We start from the raw sequence: 21,206 nt of genomic DNA, 5'->3' as shown, positions 1-21,206 counted from the left end.
TTTCAAAGATATTAATTTAAATTAAATGTGAACTACAACTTAAATGATTAAATTTTATTGTCTGGAATTTAAATTTATTGGATGAAAAGTAATTATTTATTGGTTTTTGGTCTTTCCGGCGGCGAAGCCGCCGCCGGAAAGACCAAAAAAAACTCTCCCAAAAAGGAGAGTTTCAATATATAAAAGCAGATATGCTTATTAGTATCTGTAATATTCAGGCTTGAATGGACCTTTTACATCCACACCGATATATTCCGCCTGCTCAGGAGAAAGAGTTTCCAGTTCAACGCTTAATTTCTTAAGGTGAAGAGCTGCTACTTTTTCATCCAGATGTTTAGGCAACATATATACTTCGTTTCCGTAAGCTTCAGAGTTGTTCCAAAGTTCGATCTGAGCCAAAGTCTGGTTAGAGAAAGAGTTAGACATTACAAAACTTGGGTGTCCTGTTGCACATCCTAAGTTTACCAGTCTACCTTCCGCAAGAATAATCACTTCTTTACCTTCTACCGTGTAGATATCAACCTGAGGTTTTACTTCAGATTTTGTGTGACCGTAGTTGTCGTTTAACCAAGCCATATCGATTTCGTTATCGAAGTGTCCGATGTTACAAACGATCGCTTTATCTTTCATTTTAATGAAATGTTCACCTCTTACGATGTTGAAGTTACCTGTTGTTGTAATGATGATATCTGCGTTATCCACTACAGTATCCAGTCTTTTCACTTCGTAACCGTCCATTGCAGCCTGAAGCGCACAAATTGGATCGATTTCAGTAACTGTAACGATAGAACCCGCTCCTCTGAAAGAAGCAGCAGTACCTTTACCTACATCTCCGTATCCGCAAACTACCACTCTTTTTCCTGCCAACATAATGTCTGTGGCTCTTCTTACAGCGTCTACTGCAGATTCTTTACATCCGTACTTGTTGTCGAATTTAGATTTCGTTACAGAATCGTTTACGTTGATGGCAGGCATTACCAAAGTTCCGTTCTTCATTCTTTCGTACAATCTGTGAACACCTGTTGTTGTTTCTTCAGAAAGACCTTTAATTCCCGCAGTAAGTTCAGGGAACTTATCAAAAACCATGTTGGTTAAATCTCCACCATCATCCAGAATCATGTTTAACGGTTTTCTGTCTTCACCAAAGAAAATAGTCTGCTCAATACACCAGTCAAATTCCTCAGCGTTCATACCTTTCCAAGCGTAAACCGGAATTCCTGCAGCAGCAATAGCAGCAGCAGCGTGATCCTGTGTAGAGAAAATATTACAAGAAGACCATGTAACTTCAGCACCTAAAGCTACCAATGTCTCGATAAGTACAGCAGTCTGGATCGTCATGTGAAGACATCCTGCGATTCTTGCACCTTTTAATGGTTGAGATGGTCCGTATTCTTCACGAATTGCCATCAAACCTGGCATTTCCGCTTCAGCAAGGGTAATTTCTTTTCTTCCCCATTCTGCAAGGGAGATGTCCTTAACTTTATAAGGCATGTATTGTGTTGTAGTACTCATATGAATGAATAAGTTTTAATTCAATTGATAATGTGCAAAATTACAATTAATAATTTAGATAAAAAAACGCTGTTCCATCAAGAAATATATGATATTAAGCATATTATAACGATTTTTATTGCATTTTAGATAACAACATTTAAGATAATAGATAATATAAATCTGAATTTAATAATTTTGAATACTTCTGAATTCAAAATACGATTCATAAGAAATTGTTATTTTAGCAAAATAATTCAATACATGCCACTTTACCGCGATTTTTCTGATGATAATGCTACAATTCTCGTATGGAAATATGATGAAGATGAAACATTGGACATCCATGAACTTCTGGAACCCGAAAATGCCGATAAAGTAAAAGATTATCATCCCAAAAAATTACTGGAAGTTTTAATGGTGCGTAAATTATTAAAAAGCCTAAAACCTGATTCCAAGATTTTATATAAAGAAAGAGAACCATTTTTATCTCCGAAAGATGCGGAAATATCCATTACGCATTCATTTCCTTTTGCAGCCATCGCTATTTCAAAGAATAAAATAGGAATAGATATTGAGAAATTTAATCCTAAAATTTTAAGGGTCATTGATAAATTCACCTACGAAAATGAACGCGGATTTATTCCATCAGACAATGAAGTGACTTTTTACACGATTATCTGGAGCGTTAAAGAAAGTATGTATAAAATTCATCATTCCAAACACTGGTCGCTGAAAAAACATTATGAAGTAAAGCCTTTTGAACTGAAGTATCTTCATCACATCAAATGCAGGGTTTATGATGATAAAATCTCAGATGAATTCAAAGCAAGGGTAGAATTTTTTGATGATTACTGCTTTACGATTGTTGAAGAATAGGATTGCCTTTTTCAACAGAATCCGTTTCATTCCGGTATTTTTCAATGACTTTTCGCTGTTCTTTGGCAACGTCAAAAATCAGTTCCAGAACATCGTGAATATTTTTTAGCTCCGTTAAATGCGAAATTTTGTTCGGATCTCTCAAATCATAGGCTTCATTTTCTGTAAGCTCGGTTTTTCGCTTTAAAATTAGATCTTCCAAAGAGGAATCTTCAGGTTCTATGCGGCTTTCCTTTTTTAATTCTTCGGTTATAGTATCTCCATGTAAAAGAATGGAAACTTTCTGCATTTCGGCTTCTATTTTTCGGCTCCAGCTTTCGGCGTCAATTTCAGGATACTTTTCATCATCTTTTACATATTGCGAAAGCGAAGCGGTGTAAGCAGTAATAAGATGTGATGTTGCCACAAACTGATGAACGACTTCAAGCTTTTTCTGCTGATTTTTAGGATCGGAAATCATTCTCTGAAAATTGTCAGAAAGATTTGCCAACGAAATAATAGCGTTTTTACGCTTTACTTTATAATCTTCAAGATCATATTTTTCTTCCAGAAACTTGGAAATTACACTTTGGAAATAACTGAGATTGGCTTCGGCAGATTTCTTCATCAGATCCAGATTTTGGGTATGCTCCCAAACCGGAAGAACGATGTAGGCAACCAGAGAAGTAATTATGGCTGCAATAATGGTATCTACAATTCTGTCTTTAAAAATGATGTTGACTTTTCCGGGACTTAAAAAATTAAAGCTCAGAAAAATATAAATCGTCATAAACAGAACTGCCCAGAAATATTTTCCCTTCAGAAAGCTGAAACACATAATCATGCTTAATAAAAGAATGGTAAATAAAACTTCGTTAATGTGGATGAAATGCAGAATTCCATAGGCAATTACAGCTCCGGCAACAGTTCCGTACAAACGGAGCAGATTTCTCTGTTTGGTAATGGAGTAGGCGGGTTTTAAGATCGCAACAATGGTAATTAAAATCCAATAGGTGTGTCCGATTCCTAAAAACTGGAATAATGAAAATAGGTATCCCAATAATAACGCAATCGTAATTCTCAAAGCATGTCTGAAATGAGATGACGAAAGTGAAATATTGTTTCTTAAAACTCTGAAATTCAGTTTTTCCTCATTGGGCATGAATTTTTTAAGATCCAGACCAGTGGAAAGACTTTTTGCAAGCTTTACATTCTGGGAGAAAACTTTATAAATCTCATCAATTTCTTTGGTGATTTCGTTAATGCGCATCAGAATCTGGCGCAGCACCATGAAGTTTTCGAAATTTTCGGGAGATATTTTTTTGTTTCTGAGATCGAAATAATTATGATTTAAATTACTTAGCTCCGTATCGAGATCGAACATTGGTTTTGCTCTTGTCCCGATTTGCAGGGCGATTCCGATGTTGGTAATTTCTTCGGCAAGCAGATTAAGATAATCATGAATATCCACAAGAATAGTGGTATCGTCAAAAATCTGCTGCAATTTCTGATAATCACTTTCTGAAGTCATCAGTTTTTCGTGAAGATCCATAGAATTCAGAAACATCAGCATCAGCAAACGGCTTGTTGTAGTAGATTCGTTAACGATGGTTCTCGTCTTGAAAACCGTTTCCCGAGTTTCTTCCTGAAGGTTCTTGATCCCGATTTGTTTGGCAATAACCTGTGTGGTAAGTTTATCAAAATCCGGATTTTTCTGGTAATAATTGGCTTTGATTTTTAAAAATTCGGCCAACTGAAGATAATTTTCTCCAATCATCTGGCTTGCCAGTTTATAAGGCTGAATGGTGGTTACAACAAGAAATATCAATAAAAACCAAGTACATCCAGAAGCAAAAATCAGTAAACTTTTGAAAATATTGGTTCCGGTCAAATGTCCGTCGATGAAAATCGCAAGAACAACCAATGATAAAGAACCAACGGCAGCTAATCTCTGTCCGTAAACTCCGATCAGGGAAAAGAACATTCCGAAGACAATAATTTCTGCAAAAACCAGAATTTTAAAGTTCATCACAAGACTTGCAATCGTTGCAACGAATACAAAGCAGAATATAGCAAAAGTTAATGCATTTCTTCTTCTGATGAAAGGTCCCGGCTGATCTGTTAAGGCAACAAAGCTGGTTCCGAGCGGAAACAGGAAATATTCTTTCAAAATCCCAAAGTGGGCGAGAACAAGACAGGGCAGAACGGTAGCCAGTGTAATTCTGATCGCAGAATATACATATTGACTGGTTACGAATTTTTTGAGTTCTGCAGAGTAGTTCATGCTACAAAAATAAGAGTTAAATGTGAATTGTGCGTTTTACTTTATGCGGTAATTATTAAATTTTTGAAAAATCTCAAGATGTAAATCGTTTATTTACTTTGTAAGTTAAATATGAATTTTTCTTCTATTTGAATATCCGTTAAACAACCTATTACTTTGCACTGATATGAAAATCAATTATTTATAACAGGCACTTCGACAAGCTCAGTGTGACGCCTCTAATACTAAACGCTTGATTTCTAGCGATGTCAAGCTGAGCCTGTCGAAGCTTTAGGTTAATAAACGGACAATAAAATTCTTCTATGAGCTTTTTAATTCCCCTCCTTTGGAGGGGTGGCAAAAATTCGTAAGAATTTTTGACGGGATGGTTTTTATATATCCAATATGTATTATAGTATGGGCTTGTCATTAATCTGAAATATTGAAATCATATACAAAAACCTAGCCGTGATAAAAGCGGTTACCCCACAGCAGAAATGGAAAAGGGGAGGGATTGAGATCGGCGGGCGCAGGAGCGAGGAGTATGAGCGGATAGCATGAAAAAGTTCCTGAAAAAGAAGTAGAGTTCTAAAAACAAAAAAGTCCCATAAATTATGAGACTTTTGTTTGGTATGTTTCAGATTTTAATTGTCTACGTTTGAGGTTTCATCACCGATGTTCCATGTAAGTCCGAAACGAAGGGTGTTATCCAAAGCGGTATTAATTTTAGACATATTGATGAGGTAAGAAACGTCCAGACCGAAAGAACGGTACTTTAATCCGATACCTGCAGTTGCAAACTGTCTTGCTCCCTGTTCTTCACTTTCGTGGAAGTAACCTGTTCTTACAGAGAATGCATTGTCATAAGAATATTCTAATGCACCGCTCATCATGATGGAGTTTTTGTTTTTGAAGGATTTTCCGATTCCTGCCATTACACCAACGTTCGGAACCTGATAGATCGGCTGTCTTGTATTCGGGTCTATTCCTGCATATTCCGAGCCCGGAACTAAGATTTTTGAACCTTCAAAGCTTAATCCCACTCTGTTCATATCATCAAGATACATATCATAACCAAGTCCTAATCTAGCCATAGTTGGAAGGTAAGATCTGGAATCTTCGTTTCCTGTGTAATCCAGCTTCGGACCTAAGTTCTGAACCGCAAAACCGGCGTTGATTTTTCCGTCCATTCCTCCTAAACTTGAAAATCTCGGAGAGGTATAATATCCTGAAACATCTACCGCAAAAGAGTTTGCAGGTTTAAGCGTTGTATCTGTGTTGAATCCTCCGGCTAAGTCTGAACGGATGTATCTTCCGGTAACCGCCATTGAATATGAATCGGATAGTTTAAGACCGTAAGCTACGTCGATGGAAAATTCGTTTGGTTTTGAGGTTCCCATGGATGTTACTTCGTTTCCTACTAACTGAGTAAGGTCTACTTCTCCCATATTGAAGTAATAAATACTTGCAGAGATGGTAGATCTTTCTTCCTGCCCTAAGAATTTGTGGAAGGCTCCGTATAATAAAAACACATCATTGGTAAGTTTTCCCATGTAAGGCGTGTAGTTTAACCCTACGGAAGAACTTGATCTGCTGAAAGGATATTTCGCTGCATTCCAGAATTGTGAAAAAGCATCCGGCGAGGTTACCACACCCTGATCTCCCATACCTCCGGCTCTTGCATCTGGTGCGATTCTTAAGAAAGGAGCTCCGGTTAATACAGGTCTTACCAGGCTTAAATCTTGAGAATAGCCTAAAAAACCAGCACTTAACCCAATTCCTAAAAGCAGTTTAGTAGTTAAATTCATATGTTGTCTTTTATATATTATCAGTTTTTTGTTAATATTATTACTGTTATCGTTTTAAATTTATTTCAAAAGTACCATTTTTTCTACAGCTGTAGCACTTCCTTTGCATTTTTCTTGATTTTGACTTTTTGCAAATATCTTAAAAATATACGTACCTTTTGCTACTGTTGCCCCAAAATCGTCTCTTCCGTCCCATTCTATTGCCTGACGTGGCGTTCTAAAGCCCTGTAGGAAAGGTTCTGCAACCACAGGCTGTGATAAAGTTCTTACCAATTTTCCTGTAATTGTATAAATCTGAACGTTTACATCCAGAATATCGTCGCAATTATGCTCAAACTGAACATACGTTTTGTTCGTAAACGGATTCGGCCAGTTCAGAGGTCGGTTAATTACCAAATGCTGATCCGCTTCATCCTTAACTTCAAAATTTAACGTAGCAGTTGTAGAATTATTGTTTATGTCCCAAACTTTAAATGTTAACTGGTGTTGTCCCACCGCAAGATTTCTGAAAGGATACGTTACATTTCCTTTCTGATAGTCTGCTAAACTAGGGCTTAAACATCCGTTTCCTTCACCTGAAGCATAAAAATCATTCAGTACAATTGTATTGATAATTTGTCCGTCCAAATATACTGTAATATCATGACCAATACCAGAACCTGTGGAATTAATTCCTGTATCATCCGTAACGCAAGCCAGTAACATCGGGTTCTGGTCTGTGATACCGCCGTCTGCGAAGTTGGTATTGTTCATATACAGTTTTACTTTTGGCGGTTCGTTATCATTAATTCCGTTCGGATTGATATCACCCACCTGAACCGGCTGGTTGTTGAATACATCAGAAGATTTATTATCTGCATATCCTAAAATTCTGCCTGTACCCACTGCGTAGTTGATGTCTTTCGGAACATAAAATTCTACAGTGAAAACTCCGTTTACAGCGGTTCCGGAAGCTTTTACAATTGCACTTCCTTCCTCGGTGTACTGAAGAACCGGAGTTAATCCTCCGTCGTTATTCAATGTAGTTTTATTTAATCTTTTATCAAAAATATTAATGACTACTCTTCCGTTAAACGTTGTGTTTACCGTTCCGTTCGGATTATTGATGTGTCCTTTTACTTTTACAAAATCCAATCCTCTGATTAATCCCGGAACCGGAGTCTCAATATTATCAATAACCAATAATCTTTTAGGTCTGCTCAGTTTCATTGCAGGATCTCCTAATAGATTAACCTTTAAATGTTCTGAAGAAGCTCCTCTCTGTTTTTTTGCATTCAGATGGGCATATCCTAAAGTATCGAAATCATCGTTGGTAAGTTTAAAGATATTTTGCGTAAAAAGGTTGGTAAAGTCTACTCCATAACCTACGTCGATTGCACGGCTAGAAGTAATCATCGTTGCAGGACCTCCCTGCTTAAGCTTCATAAACTGTTCTCCTGCAGAAGAAACGTCAGGATCATCCCAAAGCGTGAACTCACAGGTAATTGTTGATACAAACGGAAATCTGCTGTACACATTAGAGAAATTATTTGCATTCTGAATTTCAGATAATGTTAAAACTCTTTCCTGTGCCCATCCGTTGATTCCTCCGTGTCCGAAATAGAAAAGATAAAGGCTGTTTCCGATATCATTGGAGATCGCCTGGTTTACCTGAGGATATCTTTGTCCTCCCGCTGTACTTTGTGCCTGAAAAGCATCAAGGTAAAGTTTTCTTACGTTATACTCTTTAAGAGTCGTATTATTTTGTTCAAAAACCGTTATAAGAGAATTATTCATTACGGTATGGAAAGGGGGCCCCCCGTCGTTATCATCATCCACAACAAAATCCAGTTTCATTTTCCATTCTCCGAAAGGCGTAGACTGACCGGATAAACTGTTATAATAAGCTAAAGTCTTATCAATCATATTGGAAGCTTCCGTTGCATTGGCAGCCGGAATTCTGCCCACAGGAAGATCTGGAAGATTAAAATCGATGTAGCTTACAGTCTGTGGTTTTGTCATCACAATATAATCATCAGTAACGAATGATCTTATCACATCCTGAGAAATTTCACTCTGATAGCTGGATACGATATTGTTATTACCTGGGATTCTGTTCTTATAATCAAATGAGGTATCTCCCAAAATAAATACATATTTCAAGGTTCCAAGTGGAGTATTTAGCTTCGTTACAAAATCTCTGATCGCCGTAAGATCTTTGCTGCCGCTTCCGAATTCATTATAGATTTTCTCTGTATCTACCACCTGTACATTATAATTGTTTTTGGTCTGGTGATAGTTGGCAATTCTTTGTGCCTGTCCCAGCATTTCAGGAGTTGTGATAATTAAATAATCTACATTTTGTAACGCTGAAATGTTCTGATTGTTGATTCTTCCAACAAATGAAGGACTGAATGCCGCATCCGCTCTGAAAGCTACAAATTCATTATTGAAGTTCAGATTAGATGCTGTATAAGCAAAATTAAATGATGCACTTCCTGCTGCTTTATTTACCCTTCTGTTGGCGTTGGTAATATCCGTAACGTCCCAGATCTGCTCTGCCGCAGAAGCGTTGGAAAGACTGAAACCATAAGTGGTATTGCTTCCGGTAACCAGAGAAAAATCACGGAAACTCATCTGAGTACCGTTGAAGCTTAAATTATCTTTATATTGTACCTCAAAATAATCCGGATAGAAAGTTCCGTTCGGATTCAGGATAATATCAGGTTTCATATTGATGGTAATCTGATTTCCGCTTAACCCGGATATGACTCCCGAATAATTCATAGGATAAAATTCATACGTTGAACTCAGATCAGGAGTAGGAACCGTAAAAGGAATCGGATTTTGATTATTGATGTTATAAAGCAATTTGTTCTTTTGAGATTTATAGCCAATAACCTGTGCTTTATAGCGGATATCATCACCAGACTGAATAGGAGAGGCTGTCGTAAAAGTAACCGTTTTGTCTGTTACAAAAGGAGTATCTTCCACCCATGTTCTTCCTACTCTCATCAGGTTTTTCTGGTCTACATTAATCACCTGATAATTATCAAATCTTGTGATAAGAGGAGTTGCAGGTAAATTAACATCTACCGGCTGAACTCTTTTTCCGGGACCTTTATCGAAATTGATGAAGTAATAAGAATAATCTTCATAAATATTCTTCAGGTTTTCACTCGGATATGTTCTGGATTCAATTCTTTTAATACCGTTTCCGTTCGAATTATTGTATAAATTGTAGCCATTCGGCCCCTGTGCGTAGAATAAAGCATAATCATTATCATTCCATACACCGTCGTCTTCTCCCACTACCTGAATCGCGTTTTCCTGAAGAGCACTGTATCTTGCGTCCTGATTGTTTTCAGGAAGCATGATTCCGCCGTTTCCGTAAATTCTGAAATTTTTAGGATTTACAGAAGAAGGATTGATGCCGTTATCCTGCAAAAACTGTCGGGTTATTTTAAATATTCCGGACTTATCAACTCTTATTTTATAAAAAGTTCCTGATGATAAAGGATTATTTGTAGTTCCTAATTTTAAGGTATTTCCAAAACTGTTGGAAACATTCGTCTCTGAAAGTTCAAATGAAGACAATCTTTGGATTTGCCCTTTTACATTTTTAAAAAGAGACACATTGGCGCTTGCATATCTTGCTCCGTCGGCATTATAATAAACTACATCTTTTATCTCCTGATCCGTAATAAGATCCTTACTTAATGAAAACAACTCCCTTGCAGAAACATTTTCCCAGACAGGATTAGAAACTTTTAACTGGTTTTCGCCAACTTGTTGTTTAGTTGTGATAAAAATGTTATTTTGGCTGAATAAAAATCCCTGATTTTTAAAATTTGGGAGATTGAGTTTTGTCTCACCAAAGTCTCGAATTTTAGCACCATCCCATTCGATAGTGATCCTTTGAGCCCAAAGTGTTGATACAAAGCTTAATAAGAATAATAGAGAAATTTTTTGTTTCATGTTTACTATTGAAATTTCTGAATTACAAAATAAATGAAAATTTTATAATTAAATTGTGATACAATAAAATTAATTTGTTAACGTTTTTCAAAAAAATCAACTCTTTACTTGATTTATTGAATAATTTATTTTTTCTTTGTACTTTGAAAATATTTATATCGACTATGAAAAAACTAAAGTTGTTTTCATTAATAGCATTAAGTTCTACACTTGCATTAACCAGTTGCGGAGGATCTAATAATGGCGGCGGTACTAAAAAATTTGTCAGCAAAACAGGTTGGAAACCAAACGAGAAACAAGGTTGGTTTTTTGCAGGAAAGCAACAAAAACAAAAAGGTTGGCCGGGAATGGTATATGTAGAAGGTGGAACTTTTACAATGGGATTAGTGAAAGATGATGTTATGCACGATTGGAATAACTCGCCTCGCAGAATGCAGGTAAGTTCATTCTTCATCGGGGAAACTGAAATTACTAACTACGAATACCGCGAATACCTTACATGGTTGAAGTACGTATTCCCACCAAGCGATCCAAGCTTTAAGGAAATCTACAACGGTGCGTTGCCGGATACCTTATTGTGGGACAACAAATTATCTAGAAATGACTACAACGAGACGTATTTCCGTGCTCCTGAATTCGATTACTATCCTGTAGTAGGAGTGTCTTGGACTCAGGCAAACAGATACTGCGAATGGTTGTCAGACAGAGCGAACGAGAAAGCTTTAATGCAAGCCGGTATCATTGCGAAAGATTTGTATATCAACGAATCTAATAACCAGGGTGGAACAGCATTCAACATGGATAAATTCAAATCGAATGATCCTGAAATGCAAGGTTACATCAATGAAAAAAGAATGCAGCAGAAGACAGGTTTGAAAACTACAAACCAGAGATTGTTAGCTGCAAACAGAGCTCCGAACGCTGCAATGGTAACGAAGTTCAGACTTCCTACAGAAGTTGAATGGGAATATGCAGCTTTAGGTATGGCTAAAAACAGAGAGTACAATCAGTATATGGGTAAAAAACCTGAAATTGAAAAACTGAGAGGTACTAAAGGAAGAGAAAAAGGAATGTTCCTTGAAAACTTCAAAATGGGAACAGGAGATTACTCAGGTATTGCTGGCTGGAAAAACGACGGTTCTGCAAGAACTTCAGACGTAAGACAATTCCCTTCTAACGATTTAGGAATCTACGGAATGTACGGTAACGTTGCAGAATGGACTGCCGATGTTTACAGACCAATCATCGATGAAGATTTCAGTGACTTCAACTACTACAGAGGAAATATGCCGCAGGCTATCGTAAGAAACGGAGACGGAACTTACAAAATGGTAGACGAAAGCAGCATTAAATATGATACTTTAGCTGACGGAAGATTAGTTTACAGAAACTTGCCGGGTCAGTACGAAAGAGAAACAATCGCAGATTACAGAAACTACAGAGATGGTGACAGAATGTCTTCTTTAGAATACAGAACTGCATCAGATTCTGCTACTTCTTACGATATGTACAACTCTCCGAAATCTAGATTTATTGTAGATGCTCAGGGTAAAGTAGTATTGCAAAAAGACAGAAAAGAAAGAACTTCTGCTGTTACTAATGATGTAAGAGTTGTAAAAGGAGGTTCTTGGCAGGATACTGCATACTGGTTGGATCCGGGACAGAGAAGATACAAGTCTCAGGATAAAGCTTACGGATGGATTGGATTCCGTGTAGCTCAGGATGCGAGAGCCAACGAAAAAGGTAGAACAAGAAGATAATATTTATCAAAATAATTTTCAAAAAACCCTCCGGAATTCTGGAGGGTTTTTTTATTTTTGAATTATGAATACAGAACAGTTTTATCCGCTATTTTTACAAGCAGAAAAAGTTACCATCGATAGTCGAAAAGTAGGAAAAAATGATATTTTCTTTGCTTTTTCAGGAGAAAATTTCAATGCAGCAACTTTGGCCGAACAGGTAGTTGAAAATGGTGCTTTAGCCGTGATTGTTGAACAGCAGGAATTTGAAAACAAAGAAAAAAATATTTTCTTCGTTCCTTCTACACTGGAGTTTTTGCAGCAGCTTGCCATTCATCACAGAAAACAATTGCAGATTCCTATCATCGGTTTAACAGGAAGTAACGGAAAAACGACAACAAAAGAAATCATTCATGCAGTTCTTTCCGAAAAATTTAATGTACAGTATACCTCTGGAAATCTCAATAATCACATCGGAGTTCCTTTAACTCTTCTTTCCATTAAACCGGAACATGAAATGGCAGTCATTGAAATGGGAGCCAATCATCAAAAGGAAATTGCTCTTTTAAGTTCCATTTCTCAGCCGGATTTCGGATATATAACCAACTTCGGAAAGGCACATCTGGAAGGTTTCGGAGGATACGAAGGAGTAATTAAAGGAAAATCTGAACTGTATGATTATCTTAAAGAACATAAAAAAACGATTATTGTTAACGAAAATGATCCTGTTCAGGTAGAAAAAACTGAAAATTATTCACCAAAAATTACTTTCGGAAAAGAAAATTCAGATTATCAGTTTGCATTATTTTCAGAAGAAAACTTTGTAGGTCTTAAATATAAAGATCAGAAAGCAGTTTCAAAGCTTACCGGAGAATATAATTTCACTAACCTTTGCGCGGCGGCGAGTTTAGGTCTTTACTTCGGAATCGATTTTGAGAACATTAAAAATGCCATCCAAAATTACACACCCACCAATATGCGTTCCCAGATTGTGAAAAAAGAAGGGAAAACATTAGTTTTGGATACCTATAATGCCAATCCCAGTTCAATGGCTGCTTCTTTGCACAATTTCATCACCTTTGAAGGTTCAAAAACCATCGTAATCGGCGATATGCTTGAATTGGGAGAGGAAAGCGAAAAAGAACATCAGAATATTTTAAAACTGGCTCAGAAATTAGGTTTTGATCAGATCATTACCGTCGGAAAGAATTTTAAAAAGGTCAATTCCTCAGAAACCGCGTTTGAAAACACAGCCGAACTAACAGAATATTTAAAACTTAATAAAATTCTTTCAGAAAATATCTTATTAAAAGGTTCCCGAGGAATTGCTCTTGAAAGATCGATAGACTTTATTTAGCCTTCGTATTCCAGAATTCTTTTACAATCAGCTTAATATTTTTAAATGTGCTTGGGAAAACCTCATCTTCGATCTGGGTGGTGTTTTTCCAGGCAACTTCTGTAATCCCTTCTTCAATCTGAGGTTTTGAGGTATCTTCTCCGTTGAAATTCATTTCAAACCAATGTGTACATTTCAAAACTTTATCGCCGTTTCTTTCGACATAAATATGATAGGTCGTGTTGATAAACTGTACCAGTTCCACATGGGCAAGTCCGGTTTCCTCTTCAATTTCGCGTACAGCAGACTCTTCACGCGATTCTCCTTTTTCCATTTTACCTTTCGGAAGATCCCATTTTCCCAGTCTTTTAATGAAAAGAATTTCACCTTCAGGATTATTTACAATTCCTCCCGCTGCTTCGATAATTCTGAACAGCTTTTGAAATTCTGTCCATATTTCATCGATATTCTCGCCGAAAACATTCAATTCTTTCACCGATGTATTTTCCAGAAGATCCAACGCGATTTCCAGGCTTGTGACGTTTTCGTATCCAAGCGTTTTTTCTAAGTTTTCAGATTGTTTAGACAACAGTAATTTTTTTTCGTTCACAAAAACTTTATACATATATTTGTAAGAATTAAGAATTTAAATACAAAAATAAAAAATGAATTTAGAAGGACGAAAGATTATTGTCAATAAATCATCTAAAGACTTGGTAGAAATCCTGAAATCGCCGGAAAATTACAAAGATTTCATGCCGGATGGTCTTCAGAAATTTGAAACGAGAGAAGATGGATTTAAATTCGGGTTGCAGGGAATGCCGGAAATTGCTCTGAAAATTGATGAAGTAACCGATGAAAAAGCAGTGTTGAAGTCTGCAAGTTCAAGCTTAGATTTTTCTTTAACAGCGGCTTTAAACCCTCTAAATGAAAATCAGACCGAAGTTCAGATGCTGTTTGAAGGAAAATTCAATCCGTTTATTAAAATGATGGTAGAAAAACCTCTTCAGAATTTCATTAATACACTTACCGATAAGATCGAAGTTTACAAATAAAATGAAAACCTTCAGCAATGAAGGTTTTTTTATGCTTTAAACAATGATTCCCGAACTATGATCCTGCGAACTTCCCGTTGCAGAACACAGAACATTAATTTCATTATTGTATCTTAAAACTCCCATCAATGCAAAGATTAAAGCCTCTTTATAATCAATAATCTCTTTTTCAGGAATAACGATTTCTGTGTTGGCTTTGGCTTTTATCTTTTCAGTTAAATATTGATTATACGTTCCGCCACCTGTAAAAAGAACGCGTTTGAGTTGGTAATTATTAAAAATTTTTGAAATCTGTTCCGCAGTATGCTCTGTAAAGGTTGCCATTACATTTTCCGTTTCAATATCTCCAAAAAGAGGAAAAATATTCTCGTTACACCATTCAATTCCCAATGATTTTGGATGAGATTGGCTGTAAAAATCCAGCGAATTTAATTTAGACAATAAATTCTTATTAATTTTTCCTGTTCTCGCTAAATCACCGTTTTCGTCGAAATTTTTATTGAATTTCTGAGCCAATTTATTCAGGATAATATTGACCGGAGCAACATCAAAAGCTATTCTTTTCTCCTCAATTTTCATTGAAATATTAGAAAATCCACCCAAATTAAGACAGGCATCATATTCCGAAAACAATAATTCATCACCAATCGGGACAAGCGGCGCGCCGTTTCCGCCCATCAAAACATCCTGACTCCTGAAATCGAAAACCACAGGCAAATTTGTTTCGAGCTTAATTGCTCTTCCGTCGCCGATCTGTAAAGTAAATTTTTTCTGAGGCTGATGCAAAACCGTATGACCGTGAGATGCAATTAAATCTATGTTCCCAATCTGATGCTTTTCAATAAAATTTCTGACAGCTTTTCCCAAATAAAAACCATATTCCGAATTCAATTCCAACAGTTCTTCCGCAGAAAGATGGATCGAATTTCTAAGCTTATCTTCCCAGTTTTTAGAGTAGGAAAGGGTTTCTGCTTTCAGAATTTTGAATGTCCATTCATCCTGTTTTTCAAATCTGGCAAAACAAATGTCCAGTCCGTCTAAACTTGTTCCGGACATTAATCCGATTGCATGAAAAACCATCTGATTATTTCTTGTTTTGAGAAATTTCAGGCGCCGCAAAATCTCCGGAATTCTGAAAGAAAACATATTCGGAAAAATCATCTTTTGCACGCATTCCGTGTGCGCCGATGAGCGTACTTCCGTCTTTTCTCGTTACATACACTGTATCTTTGGTGTAGATATTCTTCTTTACCTGATCCCAGTAAATGCTCTGCATGGCAAATTTATCGCCTTCATTGGTGGTAATTCTTACGTTTCCTTTCGCTTCGTAAAATTTTTTGTAATCGTAGAATTTAGCGTATTTTGCTTTAATTGTTCCGGGAATTTTTGGCTTTTTCTTGTCGAAAAACTGAATGTCAATTCCTTTTCTGGCAACCGTATAAGGACTGTCGATCAGCTCATATTTTTCAATGATCGGAGCTTTTGCCCTCATCGTCACAAACCCGGAATCTCTCTGGATGATGTTTGCATTATTAATGATCTGTGAAGGGAAATTTTTGCTTTGTTTGCCTTTATTTTTCGTAAGATCTTCTTCACAGGAAGTTATCACAAAAAATATAGCACAACTAAAAAGGTATGCTATATTTTTTTTATATGATATGTTTCTAAATAACTTCATTTTAGTTGTATAGAGTCTTTCTGAACCACTTATCCGCAAAATTGAAACCAACTCTCAGGTTTATAAAATTCTGATTGATCAGATTATTTTTAGTAGTTCCTCTTTTTCCTACTTCAAGACCAAGTTCCAGACCGCTCATTCTCGTTATGCTGCTGTTTTTGAACGGAAGAAGAACTCCTCCGGAAATACCGAACTTATTAATGTTCTGCCCTGCAATCTGAAGATTCCCTTTCTCATAAAACGCTCCGTATCTGTAAACGATTCTCGAAAAATAACTTCTGAAATTATTATAATTCGGTAAATACCAACCTCCGGCAGAAATTCTGTAAGAATCCTGAAGATCCAGCGTGCTTCCGAAATAATTAATATTTTCCCCCTTTTTATAATCTCCCTGAAGAGAAACGAACCATCTGTTTTCTTCTCCGTAACCTACCCCTAAAGAAGCCTGTAATGGCAAAAGATTTTTAGATTTTGTACTTTTCTGGTCGATAATGCTTTCATTACTTTTTACAGTAGCACCTGCATCAGAATAGAAATACGTACTGTTTACATAATCGGTCGTCATGTTACTCGTATTTCCGAAAGTAGTAGTAGCTCCGATCGTAAGTTTTTTGTCTGTACTTGTATTCAGGTTCTGGTAGCTTGCTCCTAAAGTAAAGTTGAAGTTATGGATGCTGTTTCTCGTTTCGTATCCATTAATTAATTCTGCATTGGAATAAGCAAGTTCATTAAGGTCATAAAGATTCCCGAAATAATAATTTGCTCTTGCTCCAACAGCAAGTTTATCGTTCACTTTATATCCTAAAGCCATTTGTACCGTATTCAAAGTTCCGCTTCCTTTAAATCTGTTGGCTCTGATATTACCTGCAGAAAGCGTATCTCTGTGAATAATATCGTAGCTTTTTGAGCTGTACGGCTGATAAGAAATCCCCATCTTCAATTTTGGAGACAAAGGGAAAGCAATAGAAATATTGGATAAGTACGTAGAGTGCTTCGTTGACTTCGTATTGTTATAGTTTGTTTTAAAGTAATTGTTTTCGTTTGTAGCTTCCAGCTTAATACTTGTAAGCTCGAAATTAGCATTGTTTGCAGGGTTTGCAAAATTGAAATTACTTGTAAAATCACTTATAAAAGCGGTAGATATACCTCCCATTGAGGTAGTTTCGATCGTATTATCATATTTTACATCTCCGATTCCGTAAGTTGCATAAGGTGAATTACTCAGATTTTGCGCGTTAAGGAAATATCCAACTGATATCAATGATAGTACAAAGATTTTTTTCATTCTTTATTTTTAAAACAATGCGCAAATATCTTAAATATTAATGAATTGTAAAAATTATAAGAGGTTAAAGTTTGTTAAGGGGGATGAATAGCTATAATTATGATGAATTCTTAATTGTAAATTCGCTTTGGGTGTGAATTTTATGTAGAATATCTACATGCCGCATGATAAAATTCACAATTCATTTGCAACGCAAAATTTACCTGCAAAGTAAAAATTCACATTCTGCAAATTACAAATTTCATATCTTTGAATCATGAATTGGGAGAACATTGCCGGACAGGAAAGTCTGAAAAAACTTCTTAGAGACAGTATCGCCGAAAACAGGGTAAGCCATGCCCAGCTTTTCGTCGGAAAAGAAGGTTACGGAACATTGCCGATGGCTTTGGCGTATGCTAAAGAAATTCTGAGTAGTGAAAATCCACACGCCGGTGCGAAAGTAGAGCGTCTCAATCATTTGGATTTGCATTTCAGCTTTCCCGTTTTTACAGATAATAAAAACTCATTAAGCAAAAATAAATTTGATGAATTCAGGGAAATGATTCTTAAATCTCCGTATGCAGGATATGATGAATGGACGGCTGTTTTAGAATCCGAAAATAAGCAGCTTTTTATTTCGGCAGATGAAATTGATGAACAGAACCAGAAATTTTCACTGAAAAGCTTTGAAGGCGGAACGAAAATTTTAATTGTCTGGAGAGCCGATAAAATGAACGTCGCTGCATCCAACAAATTCCTGAAATTTTTAGAAGAACCTCCTGCGAAAACAATCATTCTGCTTACTGCAGAATCTACCAACGAAATTTTACCTACCATTCTTTCCCGTACTCAGATTGTAGAAGTGCCGAGAATAAACGATGAAGATCTGGAAATTTATCTGAAAAAAAACTATAATCTTTCAGAAGACAAGACAGGGGAAATCATCCATCAGGCTCAGGGAGACCTTAATGAAGCTTTGAAACTTTTACAGTCCGGAAATAAAACCGACGAGTTCGAAAAACTCTTTGTACAGTGGGTTCGTGATGCATTTATGGTAAAAAAGAAACCTGAATTTCTGCGAAGCATCATTCTTTGGGCAAGAGAAATTGCAGGCTGGAACCGTGAAAAGCAGAAAAATTTTTTAAACTACTGTTCCGAGATTTTCAGACTCGCTTTGCTGCAGAACTATCAGTCTGAGAATTTAGTCTATAAAAAGATTGATGCCAATGGTTTCAACTGGATGGGATTTTCAAAATTCATCAGCGGAGCCAATATTGAAAGCATTCTGGAAGAAATTAGCACCGCCGATCTGCACTTAACCCGAAACGGAAATCCCAAAATTGTCTGGACAGATCTCGGGATAAAATTATCAAGATACATTCATAAAAGCTAAATAAAAAACTCCGAAATGAATTCGGAGTTTTTTATTGTTAAGCTGTTTTCTTTACTTTGGCAGCTTTTTTATCGGTCGTTTTAGAACTGTTTTCTGCTGTTTTGTGTTTAGCATCACAGTTTTTATGATCTCCACAGGCTTTTTTATCTTTTGTGGAACATTCTTTCTTGTCTTTTCCTGCGCAGCATGCACCTTTCGGGGTTTCCTGTGCAAAGTTGAAAGTGAATAAAGTGATGGCTAAAACAGAAATTATTTTTTTCATGATCTAAATTTTTAATTGAATCCAAATATAACAATTTTTCCATTCGGTGAACTTTAAGATTAAAAAAAAATTAAATTTCAATAAAAAATCAATCAATCGTTTGATTTATGAAAAATTGGTTGTAGATTTGCACCTCGAAAAACAGATATAGAGTAAAAGATGATTTCAAAAGAAGAGAATATATTATTTGCCGCAGAAAAGCTTTTCGCTGAGAAAGGTTTTGAGGGAACTTCCACAAGAGAAATTGCCAAAGCTGCAAATGTGAATATTTCTATGATCTCTTATTATTTCGGTTCTAAAGAAAAACTGTACGAGAAACTGGTAGAATACAGAATGAGCGAAGGACAGTTCTTTTCCAAAGATATTATCGAAAGAACCGATATCAACGAATGGGAAAAGGTTGAAAAAATCGTAGATCAGTTTGCAGGAAAGGTAAGACACAACAAATGTTTCTACAGAATTATGCAGAGAGAGCAGCTTCATGCAGAAAACCCGCAGATCGTAGAATTTCTCAAAGAAACCAAAATGGGATTCATTTCCATGTATTCAAAAATTCTGGAAAGCGGTCTTCAGAAAGGAATTTTCACAAAAAATCCTCCCATTTATCTCCTTCATTCCACGGTGAGCGGAACTTTATTTTACGCTTCTAATGCCAAAGAAATGTATAAGGAATTCCTGAACGATACCAATGAAGAAGAAATATTTGATGAAAAATATTACACAGAACTTAATAAACATATTAAATATCTACTAAAAGACCTTCTAGGTTATGAAGAAAATAAATAATTCAGTCCTTGCGCTCGCTCTATTCGTAGGGATTGCAAACGCAAATGCTCAGGAGAAAAAGACCCTCACTCTTGATGATGCCGTGCAGTTGGGAATCCAGAACAGCAAAAATCTTAAAATTGATGCTGCAAAAATAGAAGAAGCTACAGCCAATCTTCTGGAAGCCAAAAACAGACAACTTCCGGAGCTGAAAATTTCAGGAAGCTATATGTATCTTCCTTTAAAACCGAATATTGATATTAAACTTCCCGGAGTTTCAGGAGCAGGAGGTCCGGAAGTTCATCAGGTTGCCTACGGATCAGCGAATGTCAGCGTTCCGATTTACAGCGGAGGAAGAATAAAATACGGAATAGAATCTGCAAAATATTTAGTGGAAGCATCTAAATTAACTACTGAAAACGATAAAGTAGCCATTGCTTACAATGTTGCGCAGGCTTACAATAATTTGTTTAAAGCCAACCAGTCCATCAAAGTTTTAGAAGAAAACCTTACCGCTTCCCAAAAGAGAGACGAAACGTTCCTTAAACTTGAAAACAACGGAGTAATTGCGAGAAATGACCGTTTAAAAGCAAGTTTGCAGACTTCAAACATCGAACTTCAGTTGCTGGAAGCAAAAAACAACTACAATATTGCCAATATCAATATGGATTTATTGCTTGGACTTCCGGAAACCACAGAAATCGAAGTAGATCAAAACTACATTGAAGAAGGAAATGAAGTAAAACCGCTTGATTTCTATTTAAATGAAGCCAGAGAAAACCGAAAAGATCTTCAGGCTTTGGACAAACAGAGACAGGCTGTAGCTTTGGGAACAAAATCCGCGAAAGCAGAAAATCTTCCTTCCATTGCTTTTACAGGAGGTTATGTGGCGGCAGATATTCCGAAGTTTTTAACGATTTATAATGCGGTAAATGTAGGTGTAGGAATTTCTTACAACTTATCGAATCTGTGGAAAGAAAACTCTTCACTGAAGCAGTCTCAGGCAAGAGAAATGCAGTTGGAGGCAACCAATGAGTTGTTAAACGACAACATCAAGCTTGATGTAAACAGAGAATATCAGAACACAGACTATTCTAAAAAGAGAATTGCCGTTTTCGAAAAATCTGCAGAACAGGCTAACGAAAATTACAGAATTACAAAAAATAAATATGATAACGGTTTGGCTACGATGACGGAACTTCTGGATGCAGATGCAGCACAGATCTCAGCGAACGTAGGAGTGATCAATGCGAAAGCAGATGCTGCTTTAGCCTACAGAAAACTATTACAGACCACCGGAACTTTAACAAACAAATAAAATTAAGAACTTATACCCA

16 protein-coding genes are annotated in these 21,206 nt (G+C 36.4%); 7 read left to right on the top strand and 9 right to left on the bottom strand.

The genetic code is table 11. The features are described from left to right. Positions 1-198: 198 nt before the first annotated feature. A complete protein-coding gene (gene ahcY, locus QWT87_RS00875) occupies positions 199-1,512 on the bottom strand; it encodes an adenosylhomocysteinase (protein ID WP_302712735.1) in 1,314 nt (437 codons plus the stop codon). Between the two features lie 243 nt (positions 1,513-1,755). On the opposite strand from ahcY, the gene QWT87_RS00870 reads away from it, so the two are divergent. Further along, positions 1,756-2,370 carry a 4'-phosphopantetheinyl transferase family protein gene (locus QWT87_RS00870; RefSeq protein ID WP_302712733.1) on the top strand — a complete coding sequence of 205 codons (615 nt, stop codon included), beginning with the start codon at positions 1,756-1,758 and terminating at the stop codon, positions 2,368-2,370. On the opposite strand, the gene QWT87_RS00865 is transcribed toward QWT87_RS00870, so the two are convergent. The 3 genes from QWT87_RS00865 to porU form a co-directional block, all read right to left on the bottom strand. Further along, positions 2,351-4,633, bottom strand: coding sequence for an FUSC family protein (locus QWT87_RS00865; protein WP_302712731.1), 2,283 nt, complete (start codon positions 4,631-4,633; stop codon positions 2,351-2,353). The genes QWT87_RS00870 and QWT87_RS00865 overlap by 20 nt on opposite strands. A gap of 623 nt (positions 4,634-5,256) precedes the next feature. After that, positions 5,257-6,420, bottom strand: a complete 1,164-nt coding sequence (porV, locus tag QWT87_RS00860) for a type IX secretion system outer membrane channel protein PorV (RefSeq protein WP_116096499.1) — start codon at positions 6,418-6,420, stop codon at positions 5,257-5,259. 60 nt (positions 6,421-6,480) lie between these two features. Further along, the gene (gene porU, locus QWT87_RS00855; RefSeq protein ID WP_302712728.1) at positions 6,481-10,377 is read right to left on the bottom strand and encodes a type IX secretion system sortase PorU; all 3,897 of its coding nucleotides are present in this window, start codon (positions 10,375-10,377) and stop codon (positions 6,481-6,483) included. Between the two features lie 164 nt (positions 10,378-10,541). On the opposite strand from porU, the gene gldJ reads away from it, so the two are divergent. Then, entirely contained in the window at positions 10,542-12,137 is a 1,596-nt protein-coding gene (gene gldJ / locus QWT87_RS00850; protein WP_185205167.1) for a gliding motility lipoprotein GldJ, read from the top strand. Between the two features lie 64 nt (positions 12,138-12,201). After that, a complete protein-coding gene (locus QWT87_RS00845) occupies positions 12,202-13,473 on the top strand; it encodes a UDP-N-acetylmuramoyl-tripeptide--D-alanyl-D-alanine ligase (protein WP_302712726.1) in 1,272 nt (423 codons plus the stop codon). On the opposite strand, the gene QWT87_RS00840 is transcribed toward QWT87_RS00845, so the two are convergent. Beyond that, positions 13,466-14,077: an NUDIX hydrolase gene (locus tag QWT87_RS00840; RefSeq protein ID WP_407933578.1), complete on the bottom strand. Its 612-nt coding sequence runs from the start codon at positions 14,075-14,077 to the stop codon at positions 13,466-13,468. The two genes, QWT87_RS00845 and QWT87_RS00840, sit on opposite strands and share 8 nt — an antisense overlap. 40 nt (positions 14,078-14,117) lie before the next feature. On the opposite strand from QWT87_RS00840, the gene QWT87_RS00835 reads away from it, so the two are divergent. Beyond that, positions 14,118-14,507, top strand: coding sequence for an SRPBCC family protein (locus tag QWT87_RS00835; RefSeq protein ID WP_116096489.1), 390 nt, complete (start codon positions 14,118-14,120; stop codon positions 14,505-14,507). A 36-nt stretch (positions 14,508-14,543) separates the two neighbouring features. Here the strand turns inward: QWT87_RS00835 and QWT87_RS00830 are convergent, their stop codons facing one another. Genes QWT87_RS00830 through QWT87_RS00820 form a run of 3 tightly spaced genes read right to left on the bottom strand, consistent with a single transcriptional unit; the run spans position 14,544 to position 17,470 of the window. Continuing rightward, positions 14,544-15,587 carry an anhydro-N-acetylmuramic acid kinase gene (locus tag QWT87_RS00830; RefSeq protein ID WP_302712721.1) on the bottom strand — a complete coding sequence of 348 codons (1,044 nt, stop codon included), beginning with the start codon at positions 15,585-15,587 and terminating at the stop codon, positions 14,544-14,546. Between the two features lie 4 nt (positions 15,588-15,591). Then, positions 15,592-16,185 carry an LPS export ABC transporter periplasmic protein LptC gene (gene lptC / locus QWT87_RS00825; RefSeq protein WP_087711381.1) on the bottom strand — a complete coding sequence of 198 codons (594 nt, stop codon included), beginning with the start codon at positions 16,183-16,185 and terminating at the stop codon, positions 15,592-15,594. A 1-nt stretch (position 16,186) separates the two neighbouring features. Beyond that, on the bottom strand, positions 16,187-17,470 hold the full coding sequence (locus QWT87_RS00820) for a hypothetical protein (RefSeq protein ID WP_087711379.1): 1,284 nt from the start codon (positions 17,468-17,470) through the stop codon (positions 16,187-16,189). Positions 17,471-17,726: 256 nt separating this feature from the next. On the opposite strand from QWT87_RS00820, the gene QWT87_RS00815 reads away from it, so the two are divergent. Then, entirely contained in the window at positions 17,727-18,842 is a 1,116-nt protein-coding gene (locus QWT87_RS00815; protein ID WP_302712718.1) for a DNA polymerase III subunit, read from the top strand. A 37-nt stretch (positions 18,843-18,879) separates the two neighbouring features. On the opposite strand, the gene QWT87_RS00810 is transcribed toward QWT87_RS00815, so the two are convergent. Next, entirely contained in the window at positions 18,880-19,104 is a 225-nt protein-coding gene (locus QWT87_RS00810; protein WP_076394740.1) for a hypothetical protein, read from the bottom strand. A 159-nt stretch (positions 19,105-19,263) separates the two neighbouring features. Here QWT87_RS00810 and QWT87_RS00805 point away from each other — a divergent pair, with 159 nt between their 5' ends. Both QWT87_RS00805 and QWT87_RS00800 read left to right on the top strand, forming a co-directional pair. Further along, complete coding sequence (locus QWT87_RS00805; protein ID WP_116096483.1) at positions 19,264-19,890, top strand: TetR/AcrR family transcriptional regulator; 627 nt, start codon at positions 19,264-19,266, stop codon at positions 19,888-19,890. Beyond that, complete coding sequence (locus QWT87_RS00800; protein WP_302712712.1) at positions 19,874-21,187, top strand: TolC family protein; 1,314 nt, start codon at positions 19,874-19,876, stop codon at positions 21,185-21,187. Before QWT87_RS00805 ends, QWT87_RS00800 begins: the two co-directional genes overlap by 17 nt. The last annotated feature ends 19 nt before the right edge of the window (positions 21,188-21,206 follow it).

The organism is Chryseobacterium urinae (assembly GCF_030518295.1).
Lineage (GTDB): Bacteria > Bacteroidota > Bacteroidia > Flavobacteriales > Weeksellaceae > Chryseobacterium > Chryseobacterium mucoviscidosis.
Note: the sequence above shows the minus strand (reverse complement) of the source record. Positions and strands in the feature narration are given on the sequence as shown.

Excerpts from the sequence above, each read along its gene's own strand:
- ahcY (WP_302712735.1), bottom strand. The coding sequence starts at position 1,512 with ATGAGTACTACAACACAATACATGCCTTATAAAGTTAAGGACATCTCC.
- QWT87_RS00870 (WP_302712733.1), top strand. The coding sequence starts at position 1,756 with ATGCCACTTTACCGCGATTTTTCTGATGATAATGCTACAATTCTCGTA.
- QWT87_RS00865 (WP_302712731.1), bottom strand. The coding sequence starts at position 4,633 with ATGAACTACTCTGCAGAACTCAAAAAATTCGTAACCAGTCAATATGTA.
- porV (WP_116096499.1), bottom strand. The coding sequence starts at position 6,420 with ATGAATTTAACTACTAAACTGCTTTTAGGAATTGGGTTAAGTGCTGGT.
- porU (WP_302712728.1), bottom strand. The coding sequence starts at position 10,377 with ATGAAACAAAAAATTTCTCTATTATTCTTATTAAGCTTTGTATCAACA.
- gldJ (WP_185205167.1), top strand. The coding sequence starts at position 10,542 with ATGAAAAAACTAAAGTTGTTTTCATTAATAGCATTAAGTTCTACACTT.
- QWT87_RS00845 (WP_302712726.1), top strand. The coding sequence starts at position 12,202 with ATGAATACAGAACAGTTTTATCCGCTATTTTTACAAGCAGAAAAAGTT.
- QWT87_RS00840 (WP_407933578.1), bottom strand. The coding sequence starts at position 14,077 with ATGTATAAAGTTTTTGTGAACGAAAAAAAATTACTGTTGTCTAAACAA.
- QWT87_RS00835 (WP_116096489.1), top strand. The coding sequence starts at position 14,118 with ATGAATTTAGAAGGACGAAAGATTATTGTCAATAAATCATCTAAAGAC.
- QWT87_RS00830 (WP_302712721.1), bottom strand. The coding sequence starts at position 15,587 with ATGGTTTTTCATGCAATCGGATTAATGTCCGGAACAAGTTTAGACGGA.
- lptC (WP_087711381.1), bottom strand. The coding sequence starts at position 16,185 with ATGAAGTTATTTAGAAACATATCATATAAAAAAAATATAGCATACCTT.
- QWT87_RS00820 (WP_087711379.1), bottom strand. The coding sequence starts at position 17,470 with ATGAAAAAAATCTTTGTACTATCATTGATATCAGTTGGATATTTCCTT.
- QWT87_RS00815 (WP_302712718.1), top strand. The coding sequence starts at position 17,727 with ATGAATTGGGAGAACATTGCCGGACAGGAAAGTCTGAAAAAACTTCTT.
- QWT87_RS00810 (WP_076394740.1), bottom strand. The coding sequence starts at position 19,104 with ATGAAAAAAATAATTTCTGTTTTAGCCATCACTTTATTCACTTTCAAC.
- QWT87_RS00805 (WP_116096483.1), top strand. The coding sequence starts at position 19,264 with ATGATTTCAAAAGAAGAGAATATATTATTTGCCGCAGAAAAGCTTTTC.
- QWT87_RS00800 (WP_302712712.1), top strand. The coding sequence starts at position 19,874 with ATGAAGAAAATAAATAATTCAGTCCTTGCGCTCGCTCTATTCGTAGGG.